Source organism: Bacillus sonorensis NBRC 101234 = KCTC 13918, from assembly GCF_001592005.1.
Classification (GTDB): Bacteria; Bacillota; Bacilli; order Bacillales; family Bacillaceae; genus Bacillus; species Bacillus sonorensis.
The window spans coordinates 251,445-264,169 of record NZ_BCVZ01000003.1 but is presented as its reverse complement, the minus strand read 5'-3'; the positions used below and the strand labels follow the sequence as shown (position 1 = coordinate 264,169).

The 12,725-nt window shown below is 42.5% G+C and carries 14 protein-coding genes and 1 other RNA gene; 10 read left to right on the top strand and 5 right to left on the bottom strand.

Annotation, left to right across the window (positions count from 1 at the left end; translation table 11 throughout):
• The first annotated feature begins 1 nt into the window (after position 1).
• Positions 2-970, top strand: a complete 969-nt coding sequence (locus BTR1S_RS06680; RefSeq protein ID WP_029418906.1) for a DMT family transporter — start codon at positions 2-4, stop codon at positions 968-970.
• Positions 971-1,008: 38 nt separating this feature from the next.
• Here the strand turns inward: BTR1S_RS06680 and BTR1S_RS06675 are convergent, their stop codons facing one another.
• A complete protein-coding gene (locus BTR1S_RS06675) occupies positions 1,009-1,770 on the bottom strand; it encodes an N-acetylmuramoyl-L-alanine amidase (RefSeq protein WP_029418905.1) in 762 nt (253 codons plus the stop codon).
• 136 nt (positions 1,771-1,906) lie between these two features.
• Here BTR1S_RS06675 and ssrS point away from each other — a divergent pair.
• The 8 genes from ssrS (at position 1,907) to glnA (ending at position 8,829) form a co-directional block, all read left to right on the top strand.
• Positions 1,907-2,090: non-coding RNA, 6S RNA (ssrS, locus tag BTR1S_RS06670), on the top strand.
• A gap of 106 nt (positions 2,091-2,196) precedes the next feature.
• A complete protein-coding gene (locus tag BTR1S_RS06665; protein ID WP_006640248.1) occupies positions 2,197-2,475 on the top strand; it encodes a hypothetical protein in 279 nt (92 codons plus the stop codon).
• Positions 2,476-2,684: 209 nt separating this feature from the next.
• On the top strand, positions 2,685-3,119 hold the full coding sequence (locus BTR1S_RS06660; protein ID WP_006640247.1) for a DUF2243 domain-containing protein: 435 nt from the start codon (positions 2,685-2,687) through the stop codon (positions 3,117-3,119).
• A gap of 193 nt (positions 3,120-3,312) precedes the next feature.
• Complete coding sequence (spoVK, locus tag BTR1S_RS06655; protein ID WP_034326026.1) at positions 3,313-4,278, top strand: stage V sporulation protein K; 966 nt, start codon at positions 3,313-3,315, stop codon at positions 4,276-4,278.
• Positions 4,279-4,380: 102 nt separating this feature from the next.
• Positions 4,381-5,643, top strand: a complete 1,263-nt coding sequence (gene hflX / locus BTR1S_RS06650; RefSeq protein WP_006640473.1) for a GTPase HflX — start codon at positions 4,381-4,383, stop codon at positions 5,641-5,643.
• Positions 5,644-5,662: 19 nt separating this feature from the next.
• Positions 5,663-6,928: a methionine gamma-lyase family protein gene (locus BTR1S_RS06645; protein WP_029418903.1), complete on the top strand. Its 1,266-nt coding sequence runs from the start codon at positions 5,663-5,665 to the stop codon at positions 6,926-6,928.
• 101 nt (positions 6,929-7,029) lie between these two features.
• Positions 7,030-7,437, top strand: a complete 408-nt coding sequence (locus BTR1S_RS06640; RefSeq protein ID WP_006640471.1) for a MerR family transcriptional regulator — start codon at positions 7,030-7,032, stop codon at positions 7,435-7,437.
• A gap of 57 nt (positions 7,438-7,494) precedes the next feature.
• Positions 7,495-8,829 carry a type I glutamate--ammonia ligase gene (gene glnA, locus BTR1S_RS06635; protein ID WP_006640470.1) on the top strand — a complete coding sequence of 445 codons (1,335 nt, stop codon included), beginning with the start codon at positions 7,495-7,497 and terminating at the stop codon, positions 8,827-8,829.
• Positions 8,830-8,946: 117 nt separating this feature from the next.
• On the opposite strand, the gene BTR1S_RS23160 is transcribed toward glnA, so the two are convergent.
• The 3 genes from BTR1S_RS23160 to BTR1S_RS06620 all read right to left on the bottom strand — a co-directional run bounded on the left by BTR1S_RS23160 (position 8,947) and on the right by BTR1S_RS06620 (position 10,869).
• Positions 8,947-9,291 carry a tyrosine-type recombinase/integrase gene (locus BTR1S_RS23160; RefSeq protein WP_373870219.1) on the bottom strand — a complete coding sequence of 115 codons (345 nt, stop codon included), beginning with the start codon at positions 9,289-9,291 and terminating at the stop codon, positions 8,947-8,949.
• A gap of 41 nt (positions 9,292-9,332) precedes the next feature.
• Positions 9,333-9,596: a tyrosine-type recombinase/integrase gene (locus BTR1S_RS23155; RefSeq protein WP_255131670.1), complete on the bottom strand. Its 264-nt coding sequence runs from the start codon at positions 9,594-9,596 to the stop codon at positions 9,333-9,335.
• 940 nt (positions 9,597-10,536) lie between these two features.
• Complete coding sequence (locus BTR1S_RS06620) at positions 10,537-10,869, bottom strand: hypothetical protein (RefSeq protein WP_061781670.1); 333 nt, start codon at positions 10,867-10,869, stop codon at positions 10,537-10,539.
• 147 nt (positions 10,870-11,016) lie between these two features.
• Between BTR1S_RS06620 and BTR1S_RS06615 the strand changes: the two genes are divergently transcribed.
• Positions 11,017-11,433, top strand: a complete 417-nt coding sequence (locus BTR1S_RS06615) for an HIT domain-containing protein (protein ID WP_236835624.1) — start codon at positions 11,017-11,019, stop codon at positions 11,431-11,433.
• A 686-nt stretch (positions 11,434-12,119) separates the two neighbouring features.
• On the opposite strand, the gene yqgA is transcribed toward BTR1S_RS06615, so the two are convergent.
• A complete protein-coding gene (gene yqgA, locus BTR1S_RS06610) occupies positions 12,120-12,557 on the bottom strand; it encodes a cell wall-binding protein YqgA (protein ID WP_029418900.1) in 438 nt (145 codons plus the stop codon).
• Positions 12,558-12,725 lie beyond the last annotated feature (168 nt).

The window sequence follows — 12,725 nt, the reverse complement described above, 5'->3', positions numbered from 1 at the left end:
TATGAGGCCGATTATTCTTGGCATTTTTGCCGCGTTCTTTTTTGCCATTACCTTTGTGCTCAACAGGGCGATGGAATTGGAAGGGGGGAGCTGGATTTGGAGCGCTTCACTCCGTTTCATCATAATGGCGCCGCTTCTGTTCATGATCGTTTGGGCAAGAGGGAATGCAGGACGCGTTTTTCAGGAAATCAAAAAAGCGCCTTACGCCTGGTTCATCTGGAGCACCGTCGGATTTGGCTTATTTTATGCGCCGCTCTGTTTTGCCGCAGCTTTCGGTCCGGGCTGGCTGATCGCCGGCACATGGCAGATCACGATTATTTCGGGCTCGCTGATGGCGCCGCTTTTTTATGAAACGGTGCAGACGCAAGCAGGCCCCGTACAAATAAGAGGAAAGATCCCCTACAAGGGATTGATGATGTCTCTTATTATTTTGGCGGGAGTTGCGCTGATGCAGCTCGAACATGCCGCACAGCTTTCTTTTCAAGACATGCTCTACTGCGTCGTTCCCGTCATCCTTGCTTCTTTTGCATATCCGCTGGGAAATCGGAAAATGATGGAGGTTTGCGCCGGCCGTTTGGACGCCTATCAACGCGTGCTGGGGATGACGATCGCAAGTCTTCCTTTCTGGCTGATCCTTTCATTATACGGAGTGATGACAGCGGGTCCTCCCGGCGGCGGCCAAGTCATTCAATCGGGTTTGGTGGCGGTGTTTTCCGGGATATGTGCGACCGTCCTCTTCTTCGCCGCAACCGATATGGTCAAAGGGGATATGCCGAAATTGGCGGCAGTCGAAGCGACGCAGTCCTTTGAGGTCCTGTTTGCCGCAGCAGGAGAGGTTTGGATTCTCTCCAGCCCGCTTCCCGGTGCCGTTTCCAGCGCAGGCATCGCTCTTGTGATCATCGGAATGGTTCTGAACAGCTATGTATCAAACAAAAAAGAAGCGGTCAAAAACGAAGTGCTGAAGGCGTAAAAAACCAGCGTTCCCTAGGGAGGGAGCGCAGGCTTTTTTTATTCCTGATAAATAAATGCATCAAATCCCGCGCTTTTCGCCTGCTGAACTAGCGCTTGAGCATTTTCTTTTGATGAAAAAGCGCCGATCTGCACTTTGTAAAGGCCGTCCCTGTAAATGACAATGGCGTCAAAACCTTTTGCTTCAGCCTGAGCGGCGAGAGAATCAGCATTATTTTTTTCTTGAAAAGCGCCGATCTGGACTTTGTAGTGAGAGGCTGTCTTTTTTGAAAGGTTAAACGCTCTTGCCAGCCCATTCGCATGCCCTCTGGCAAGCGATTGAATAAAAGCTGATGATTTCAGCTTATTGGCGTCATTGACGTTGTCGACGAAGCCGTTTTCCGTCAACAGCGCCGGCATGACCGTTTCTCTTAACACATGGAAGTCAGCGGTTTTTTTGCCGCGATCCCTGAAATCGACGGCTTTTAATATCTCTTCATGAATCCTATCTCTGTAAGTGGTAGTAGGTGCGCCGACGCCCGGATAAATATACGATTCAAAACCAGTGCCCCCGCCGGCATTAATATGGATCGAAAGAAAAAAGTCCGCTCCCCAGCTGTTTGCGGCATTCGTTCTTTGCGTCAGGCTGACAGTCTGGTCGCTTGTCCTGCTTAACTGTACAGAAACATTTTGATATTCATCAAGTAAGATGGTTCTTAAGGCAAGGGCGATTTGCAATGTGACATGCTTTTCCTGCAGACCATTGCCGCTGGCCCCTGAGTCAGAACCGCCGTGGCCCGGATCGATGAAAATTTTAACCATATGACATCACCTCAAAATCAGTCTATGACATACCTGTCCGGAAGGGTTGTACGATCGCCATAAATTAACCGAATTTTGAAAAAATTCAAGCCGTTGACCAGGGGTTGCTTTTTTTCTTTATCTATCATATAATACAACTACGCTGCATTGTACGTAATGATAATTAAGTTTTAACCTTTAAGCTGTAATAGGGAGTTTTATATCGAACCTGGAATGCCAAGCCTTCTTTGAAAGGACGGCAGGAAAGTTTCTGCAGACACCCACTTTGAGGAGTGTGGTTTAAAACTTTCTTACTTGCATACGGCAATTGCAGCACCCAAAGTCATTTTTAGAAATGGCTTTTTTTATTTGTCTAAAAACAGTTTATGATAAAAGTATTATGTTGACTAAAAGTTCTGCGGAGCCGACGATGCACCAAGCAACAAGGTGATCGTCGGGTATGGAACAGACGAAGCCAGAGAAATCGATGAAACGGCTTTTGAAGTCAAAATGCCTGCGGGCGGTATCATCCAGTTTTACCGTGCAGGCGGCGGAGGATGGGGGAATCCTCTTGAACGGGAACCTGAAAAGGTGTTGGACGACGTCTTAAACGAGTTTGTCAGCATTGAATCAGCATTGCACGACTATGGCGTCGTGATCGACCCTGAGACGCTTGCAATTAACGAGGCTGAAACAAAACGCGTGCGGACTTCCCGGATTTCATAAATAAAAAGCTGATCTAAAAGGGATTTAGAAGCCTTTTAAGATCAGCTTTTTTATTTTGCCAGTGCCGGATTTCTTCTATTTAATACAGCATAGCTTTTTATGACATGGTAAAAAGAGGATAATTGCTTTCGGGAGAGAATCTAAACATAACCGGTTTTTCCTTTTAGGCCGGCGGGTACATAACAGATAAGCGCGTGAGGAGGTTAAAAATGAAAAACAGAAAACAGTTTTGGGGGCCTTTCCTGTTCGGCGTCGGTATCATCGCCATGATCGACGGCATCATTTTTCATCAACTGCTTCAATGGCATAGTGTGTACATGGATACAGACCGCCCTCACCAAATCATGAGCGACGGACTGTTCCACCTGTTTTCCCTGGTCATCCTCTTTATCGGGGGAATCATGCTGTGGAACAGGGGAGAGCTGAACGGCCGCCGTCCGCAGCATATATTTTGGGGCTCGTTTCTGCTTGGGGCGGGCTGGTTTAACTTTATAGAGGGAATCATCAACCACCACATTCTTCAGATCCACCATGTCAACCCGCAAAGCCCATACCTGCTCTTTTTTGATCTCGCTTATGATGCATCAGGGCTTTTGATTATCTTGATCGGATGGCTGATCTATCGAAAAGGCAAAAAAAAGTGAAGAAAAAAATTGGTTTGTCCACACACCTTACCTGAATACAATAAGAAATAAAGTATTTCTCGGGAAAGCGCAAAATTCAACAAAGCCGGCCCCGAACGTGTCAGAAATCATCGTAATGTGTCCATTACCTGGGCGGCTGTCACGGTGCAGCGCTTCATGAATAGGATATAAAGAGAGAATCGGTGAGGTGAGTGTGTTGGAGAGGGCTGTTACTTACAAAAACAACGGACAGATCAATATCATACTGAACGGCCAGAAGCAGGTTTTGGCCAATTCTGAGGCGGAAGCGGAATATCAGGCCGCACTGCAGAAAAATGAAGCCAAACACAGCATCCTGAAAGAGATTGAAAGGGAAATGAACACGCTTGTCGGTATGGAGGAAATGAAGCGCAATATAAAGGAAATCTACGCTTGGATCTTCATCAACAAAAAACGGGAAGAACAAGGGCTCAAGGCCGGAAAACAAGCGCTCCACATGATGTTTAAAGGAAATCCCGGAACGGGAAAAACGACCGTTGCCAGGCTGATCGGCAGGCTTTTTCATGAAATGAACGTACTCTCCAAAGGCCATTTAATCGAAGCTGAGCGGGCTGATCTCGTCGGCGAATACATCGGACATACGGCGCAAAAGACAAGGGATTTAATCAAAAAAGCAATGGGCGGCATCCTGTTTATTGATGAGGCATACTCTCTTGCAAGAGGCGGAGAGAAGGATTTCGGCAAAGAAGCGATCGACACATTGGTAAAACATATGGAAGATAAACGCAATGAATTTATCCTCATTCTGGCCGGCTATTCACGGGAAATGGATCATTTTCTCTCATTAAATCCCGGCCTCCAGTCCAGGTTTCCGATCAGCATCGATTTTCCCGATTATTCGGTCAGTCAGCTGATGGATATTGCCAAACGGATGATGGCTGAAAGAGAATACCAGTTCAGCCCTGAGGCGGAATGGAAGCTGAAAGACCATTTGATGGCGGTCAAAAGCACGGTGAGTCCGGCAAAATTCAGCAACGGCCGCTTTGTCCGCAATTTAATCGAAAAATCAATCCGTTCTCAGGCAATGCGGCTTTTGATGGGAGACTGCTATTTGAAGAATGATTTAATGACCATTAAAAGCCAGGATCTTGACCTGAAAGAAGACGCGCCGCGCGTATGACGGCGCGTCTTTTTTTATTTTCAAGGAGTTCTGGCAACCTCTCCCTACGTTTGTTATGATAGTACTGTTTATTGACTATGTTTTAGAAAGGAACATGATCATTTGAATGGACAGGATGTCATTAAAGAAAAGGCCATATTAGTCGGATGCCAGCTTCCGCATGTCTCTGACGAGCGCTTCGTCTATTCGATGGAAGAACTCGCCGCCTTGACGAAAACGGCTGATGGGACGGTCGTCTCCACCGTTACGCAAAAGCGGAATCGCGCGGACGCTGCTACATATATCGGAAAAGGGAAAGTGGATGAACTGGCGGGGCTCTGTGAAGAGCTGTCGCCTGACGTCATTATTTTTAATGATGAATTATCGCCAAGCCAGCTCAAGACGCTTGTCACTTATCTTGACGTGAAAATCATCGACCGGACGCAATTGATCCTCGACATTTTTGCGAAACGGGCGAGAACGAGAGAAGGAAAGCTGCAGATCGAGCTTGCACAGCTGCAATATGCGCTCCCGCGGTTGAGCGGACAGGGGATCAACCTGTCAAGGCAGGGAGGCGGAATCGGAACGAGGGGGCCGGGGGAAACAAAGCTTGAAACCGACCGGCGCCATATCAGAAACCGGATTCACGAAATCAATGTTCAGCTGTCAACAGTGATCCGCCACAGAAGCAGGTACAGAGAAAGAAGGAAGAAAAACGGCGTCTTGCAAATCGCGCTTGTCGGCTATACAAATGCGGGAAAATCCACATGGTTCAACCTTCTGACCGACGCGGACAGCCTCGAGGAAAACCTGCTGTTCGCCACACTTGATCCGATGACCCGAAAAATGACGCTTCCCAGCGGCTACAGCGTGCTACTATCGGACACGGTCGGCTTTATTCAGGATCTGCCGACAACGTTAATCGCCGCGTTTCGCTCAACATTGGAGGAAGTAAAAGAAGCCGATTTGATTCTTCATATGATCGATTCTTCACACGAAGATTATGAAGGTCACGAGGCTACGGTCAAGCGTCTTCTCAAGGAGCTTGAAGCAGACGATATCCCTGTACTCACGATTTACAACAAAAGGGATCAAAAAAGGCCGGATTTCATCCCTTCATCAGGGAGAGACCATATAATGCTGAGCGCCAAAATCGCCGGCGACCTCCCGCTATGCAAGCAGGCTGTTGAAGCCTATCTCAAAAAAGAGCTGCTCACTCCGTACACGGCGCAGATTCCCGCCTCAGAAGGCAGGCTCCTATCAAAAGTGAAATCGGAAACCATGACAGAGAGCACCACTTTTGATGAAGAACAGGAAGTATACGAGGTGGAAGGATACGTTATGCCTGAACAAAACATTTTAGGAGAGCTTAAGAAGTATACGTAAGAAAGGACACTTGCAAAACATGTTTGAGACATTAAAGCACGGAAATTTATTGAAAAAAACAGCAATCGAAACCGAAAAAGAAATCGCGGCCGTTCATAAAACGATCGACGAAATCGCTGAACGGAACGAATGGAGGGTGCTGGAAAGCTACCGAAAGCATAAAGTGTCAGACACTCATTTTACACCTTCGACAGGCTATGGCTATGATGATATCGGCAGGGACACGCTTGAAGCCGTCTACGCAGACGTTTTCGGCGGTGAAGCGGGACTTGTCAGACCGCAGATCATCTCGGGAACCCATGCGATATCGATCGCCTTATTCGGTGTTCTCCGTCCGGGGGACGAGCTTCTTTATATCACCGGAAAACCGTATGATACACTTGAAGAAATCGTCGGGGTCAGAGGCGAGGAACATTCGGGGTCGCTGAAGGATTTCAACATCGGCTACAGCCACATTGACTTGACGGAAAACGGAACCGTCGATTTTGACCGGGTTGCATCTGCCATAACGCCCCGGACAAAAGTAATCGGAATACAGCGCTCAAAGGGCTATGCAAACCGGCCTTCTTTTACGATTGACGAGATTGAAGAAATGATTCGGTTCGTAAAAGGCATAAATGAAAGCATCATCGTCTTTGTCGACAACTGCTACGGCGAATTTGTGGAAGAGCGCGAGCCATGCCACGTCGGAGCCGATTTCATGGCAGGCTCGCTCATTAAAAATCCCGGCGGCGGGCTGGCTAAAACGGGAGGCTATATTGTCGGGAGAGAAAAATGGGTGACAGCCTGCTCATACCGGATGACATCCCCCGGAATCGGCAGAGAAGCCGGGGCATCGCTCTATTCGCTGCAAGAGATGTATCAAGGCTTCTTCCTCGCGCCGCACGTTGTGTCCCAGGCGTTGAAAGGCGCCGTTTTTACCGCCCGCTTCCTTGAAAAACTGGGCTTTCGTTCAAACCCTTCATGGGATGCGAAACGTACCGACTTGATCCAGTCGGTTGAATTTACCGGGCCTGAACAAATGATCGCCTTCTGTCAGGCGATTCAATACGCTTCACCGGTCAACGCCCATGTCACGCCGTATCCGAGCTATATGCCGGGATATGAAGACGATGTCATTATGGCTGCCGGCACTTTTATTCAAGGGGCGAGCATTGAATTATCGGCTGATGGCCCTATAAGGCCGCCATATGTCGCATACGTGCAAGGCGGATTAACCTACGCCCACGTCAAAAACGCGATCTGCAGCGCTGTTAATGCATTAATGGAAAAGCAATTAGTATAAAAAAATAATCAACGAAATTGATGTTAAGAATCCTAACATCGTATTGACACATTTTATAACATCACATATAATGAATTTATTAAGAAAAGGAGGAAATTGAGATGAGTGATAAAATTCGCCGCTCAATGCCCTTATTTCCAATAGGAATCGTCATGCAGCTGACCGAATTATCGGCAAGGCAAATTCGCTATTATGAGGAAAATGGACTGGTATTTCCCGCGAGAAGCGAGGGGAACAGGCGTTTATTCTCATTTCAGGATGTAGATAAGCTGCTTGAGATTAAAGATTTGATCGAACAAGGTGTAAACATGGCGGGAATCAAACAAATTTTCGCCAAATCAGAAAACGGACAAAAAACAGAGAAGCAAGACCAGCCAAAAAAAGCGGAGAAGCACAATTTGTCTGATGAAGAATTGAGACAGCTGTTGAAAAACGAGCTCATTCAAGCAGGCCGTTTCCAAAGAGGGACGACATTCCGCCAGGGAGACATGTCCAGGTTTTTTCATTAATGAGTTAGCAACTGCATTGCTATATACATTTACCTTTTTAGAGGAGGAGTTTTACGAATGGCAAAGTACACAAGAGACGACATTGTTAAACTAGTAAACGAGGAGAATGTCAAATACATTCGCCTGCAGTTTACAGACATTCTTGGGACGATTAAAAACGTTGAAATTCCTGTAAGCCAGCTGGAAAAAGCACTTGATAATAAAGTCATGTTTGACGGCTCATCAATTGAAGGCTTCGTCCGCATTGAAGAATCAGATATGTACTTATATCCTGACTTAGATACTTTTGTGATTTTCCCTTGGACAGCTGAAAAAGGTAAAGTTGCCCGTTTCATCTGCGACATCTACAACCCGGACGGCACACCGTTTGAAGGTGATCCGCGCAACAACTTAAAACGCATTTTAAAAGAAATGGAAGACATGGGCTTCTCAGATTTCAACCTCGGACCAGAGCCGGAATTCTTCCTGTTCAAGCTTGATGAAAAAGGCGAGCCGACACTTGAACTGAACGATAAAGGCGGCTACTTTGACCTGGCTCCGACAGACCTCGGCGAAAACTGCCGTCGCGACATCGTTCTTGAGCTTGAAGAAATGGGCTTTGAAATCGAAGCGTCCCACCACGAAGTCGCTCCTGGACAGCATGAAATCGACTTTAAATACGCTGGTGCCATTCGTGCTTGCGACGACATCCAAACATTTAAACTCGTCGTCAAAACGATCGCGCGCAAACACGGCCTGCACGCGACATTCATGCCAAAACCATTGTTCGGCGTAAACGGCTCAGGCATGCACTGCAATCTATCACTCTTCAAAAACGGCGCCAACGCCTTCTTTAACAAAGACGCCGATCTTCAGCTGAGTGAAACGGCGAAGCAATTTATCGCAGGCATCGTGAAACACGCAACAAGCTTTACAGCCGTAACCAACCCGACGGTAAACTCTTACAAACGTCTAGTTCCAGGCTATGAAGCGCCTTGCTATGTAGCATGGAGCGCACAAAACAGAAGCCCGTTAATCCGCATCCCGGCTTCCCGCGGCGTCAGCACCCGCGTAGAAGTTAGAAGCGTTGACCCTTCTGCAAACCCGTACCTTGCACTAAGCGTTCTGCTTGCAGCAGGCCTTGACGGCATCAAAAACAAACTGGAAGCACCGGCTCCGATCGACCGCAACATCTACGTCATGACAAAAGAAGAGCGCCTCGAAAACGGAATCGTCGACCTTCCGGCAACACTTGCTGACGCTCTCGAAGAATTCAAATCAAACGAAGTCATGGTCAAAGCCCTCGGCGACCATCTATTCGAACACTTCGTCGAAGCAAAAGAAATCGAATGGGATATGTTCCGCACGCAAGTCCACCCTTGGGAGCGCGAGCAGTATATGTCTCAGTATTAAGTTGAGAAACGTTGATTTAACGGGATTTTAGAAAAATAATTTGGTGGTCAAATCGAATGGCGACACCTAAATTGATAGGGTTGACCACTTTTTGACCACCAAAATTCATAAAAAAATTTAAGTCATGATTGACTTTAAATAACTCTCATAACTGTCCACTGATGTGTTTTCGAGTTTCTCCGAAATGTGAGAATAAACATCAGACGTGATAGTTATATTTTTATGTCCAAGCCTTTCTTGAATAAACTTCATACTTGCACCTGATTCTAATAAAAGAACAACATGTGAATGCCGTAATCCATGAACAGGTATTCTCTCCAAACCTGCCTTGTCTAAAATTCGATTCAATGCATTGAAGAGGGTAGATTTAGGTAAAGGCTCTCCTTTTTCTCTACAGAAAACCAAGTCAAGATCTTCATAAATCTCATTAAATACTATTTTATTATCATTAATCCACTTCATATGTGACGACAATTCTTTAGCAAAACTTTCGGTTATTTTGATTATTCGTTCTGAATGATAGGTTTTGTATTTCCGAACAAATCTCCATCTGGCTCTCTTTGAAAATCAAGTGATTTATTAATGGTAATAGTTCTGTTTTTAAGGTCAATATCTTTTCTTTGTAGTGCTGCGGCTTCGCCTTCTCGCATCCCAGTTTCAATTAGTGTTTTAAAGAAGATATAATAGATATAATTATCCTGTCTTGCGATACGTAAGAATTTAGGTATATCTTCTGATTTGATGTATTCTAAGTTATTCTTTTTCAATTTGCGTCTGTTCTTTTTCCTTTTGAAGGTTTTTTTCTTTTATAATTCCCGATAAAATCCTCATTTTATTAATACACGTTCAATGAAATGTTTTAATTAGGCTTGAAGGTAAAGTTAAGCTGTTGGAATTCCGAAAAAAAATGCCTACTAATTAAGGAGAAAGTAGGCATCAATTGAAATCAAAATGGAAAAAATGTATTTTTCTGTTGAAATATCCATGAATTATGTTACATTTATTCTTAGTTATACCAAAAACACGTAAAGGAGTGACTGAAAAATGAATATAAAAAGAAAAGGGAGGGATCATTGGCCAGTATTTTTCTTCTGTGCACATATCGAATCCCATAACCAATATACAATACCGGAAACCACACCATACCAATAAATTTCCGTTCTTGTATGTAAAGGTGGTTGGAACGGCTTACTCATTAAATAAAAAATCAAAAAATTTGCTGCTAATGACATGAGAATATTCCAAAAAAAGATCTCCTCAGTCTGCATAACAAAAAGATAGTTTATGAAGTTCTTGAGGATAAAAAAGAAATTGTATTGCACTATAACAAGGAGGTCAAATTAAGTGAGTGTTTGAAAATCTTGACTATTGAAAATATTGATAGCATAGTTAGAACAGATCCTAAACTAGAAGATGCTTATAAACACTTTTGGTTGATACACGTATTAAAGGGGCACTTTATTAAAGAAATCCATTTAATTTGTAATCGAAAAACAGGAATGGTATTTACACTTTTAACACTTTTAAATTCTTTTTTGCTTTATATATATTATTCAATAGCATCGTTGAAACTGATAGCAACTCACGTACTATTTTTATTGTCAGTTATGCTTTATGGTATTTTTCACTTTCAGTTATTACTGAACCGGGATGGGTAATTCTAAATGAAACAACAAGGGGTACTATAGAACAATGGTGGTTATCACCTTATCCTTTTTGGATGATTCTTTTTTCGAAAATAATTTCCGGAAACTTTGTTAATTCTGTAAGAACCAAATTATTAGTGATTTTGATTTTAATAGCTACAAATTCCATCTTAGTTTTTAAATTCAATTCACTTCTCATCCTTCTAATTTCATTGCTGAGTATATATGGTATTGGATTTGTGATAGCTGGGGTTGCTTTATTATACAAAAGAATACAAGATATAATATCAATCTTACAATACTTATTATTAGCAGTAATATCGTTACCAATTAATACAGGATTTTTATATGATATTATACCTTTATATTCTATGGTATCGCTTCTAAAACGCACAATAGTTGAAAGTCCTATACTTCCAATAGAATATTTGTTATTTTTAATTACTTCTATCTGTTTATTTTGTCTGTGTGTTTTATTTTTTATTATATGCGAAAAGAATGTCAGAAAGAAAGGGACACTTAACAAAGTGTGAGTTGTGAAATGGGAAAATGTATATTTTGTGAAATAGTTAATCAAAATATTTCGTGTTTTGAAGTATATAAAAATGACTATATAACAGCATTTCTTGATATAAATCCTATTGCATATGGGCATACATTAATTATACCAAATAAACATATTGAAAGACTTGATCATCTAAACGATCCTTCTCTATCTAATGCTATAATGGATTCTATAATAAAGGTTCCTCAAATACTAATTAACTCAGGTATCTGTGAAGATTATACTATACTATCGGATAATGGACATTTTGCTCAACAAGAGATTAAACACCTGCACTTTCATGTAATACCAAGACACGCGAATGAAAAGTGTGTATTTCAATTAGACACTGACTATACAGCAGCTAAGAAGAATAACTTACTTTCAGTTTGGCAAAAAATTGTAAGGAGATGATCAAAATGGCCATCTCTTTTTCATTACAAACACTGCTATCGTAAATGGATGAGAAAAATTAAGAAAAGATAACAGCAACAAGGGATTTCTAAACTTACTTAGGAGAAAATTGTGAGGGGGGAATCGTAAAATAATTGAGAGAAGGAGGGGATAGAAGGGATTTAAATAAAAATAGGATGAATTAAAGAAAGGTGTAGAATTAAAAACGTTGATTTAAGTGAATTTTACGATAGCGGCTACGATTGAATTTTGGCTGATTTCGAAAAAATAATCATGGTGTGGAAATGGAAGTGCTAGGGGCGAATATAACCTGATTTGACGCAATTTGGATGTTAATACACCCTCTCTATAACCTAATATATGGAATCCGCTTACGGTAATAAGGACTGTTATAACCGAATTTTTTGAACCATTATTCAGAAATAAGAGAGAACATATTATAATGAAAAGTCAATAGGTTGAGTGAATATTTTTCAAAAAGATTTCACTCATGTTCACAATAATCCTGAAACATTTCTTTTTTTATTTATAATCATGAGAATAACAGCAAGCGGCGAGACGAAGACTTATTTTCCTTTTTAACACGCATGTACTATATTATTAATCATCTCATTACATCAACACACCTACACCATATTCCTCACATGAAAAAGAGATCATCATTAGACTGACTCCTTTAGAAGAATTTAGTTAACACTCAACCTTTGTGAAGAGGCACGATATAAAATATCACCATTTGATGATTTTTTCATTTCCAAATAAACCACGGCGCTTGTTGTCTCTTGCTGATGAATAATATTAATAGATTTCAAAGGTGTTACAGAAGTAAATGAACCTGTTGGTACATTACTTCCTATCCCTACAGAGTCAGACCCTTTCCAAGAAAGGAACATGTTATAGTAGATAGTGCCACAGTTACCATTCTGCTCAGCCTTTACATCAACTGTTTTAGCTTTAGATGAGTAATTCAATGCATCGGTATATACACGAACCTTACAGCCTTGTTTAAATCCATCAAAACTTTGCCATTCTGACCAAGCCGCTGAAGCATTCTGAGGTGAGAACCCTAATAAGATCGCAATGGTGACACCGAATAAAACACACGGCTTTAAAACCTTTTTCATCTTTAAACTCCCCTCCTTTTTGACGGAATCTTATACAAATAATTCCATCTAATGAAATCATAGCCTAGCCTCTCTCTTTATTCAATGTGTCAAAAGATTGGTATTTTATGTATATGAGAATCTGCATATAAACAAAAAGAGAGAAACAAAAATGAAGACAAAAAAAGA

Coding starts and splice junctions, on each gene's coding strand:
- BTR1S_RS06660 (WP_006640247.1), top strand. CDS start 2,685: ATGAAAAACAGAAAACAGTTTTGGGGGCCTTTCCTGTTCGGCGTCGGT.
- BTR1S_RS06615 (WP_236835624.1), top strand. CDS start 11,017: ATGGGAAAATGTATATTTTGTGAAATAGTTAATCAAAATATTTCGTGT.
- BTR1S_RS06680 (WP_029418906.1), top strand. CDS start 2: ATGAGGCCGATTATTCTTGGCATTTTTGCCGCGTTCTTTTTTGCCATT.
- glnA (WP_006640470.1), top strand. CDS start 7,495: ATGGCAAAGTACACAAGAGACGACATTGTTAAACTAGTAAACGAGGAG.
- BTR1S_RS06675 (WP_029418905.1), bottom strand. CDS start 1,770: ATGGTTAAAATTTTCATCGATCCGGGCCACGGCGGTTCTGACTCAGGG.
- BTR1S_RS23160 (WP_373870219.1), bottom strand. CDS start 9,291: ATGAAGTGGATTAATGATAATAAAATAGTATTTAATGAGATTTATGAA.
- BTR1S_RS06645 (WP_029418903.1), top strand. CDS start 5,663: ATGTTTGAGACATTAAAGCACGGAAATTTATTGAAAAAAACAGCAATC.
- BTR1S_RS06640 (WP_006640471.1), top strand. CDS start 7,030: ATGAGTGATAAAATTCGCCGCTCAATGCCCTTATTTCCAATAGGAATC.
- yqgA (WP_029418900.1), bottom strand. CDS start 12,557: ATGAAAAAGGTTTTAAAGCCGTGTGTTTTATTCGGTGTCACCATTGCG.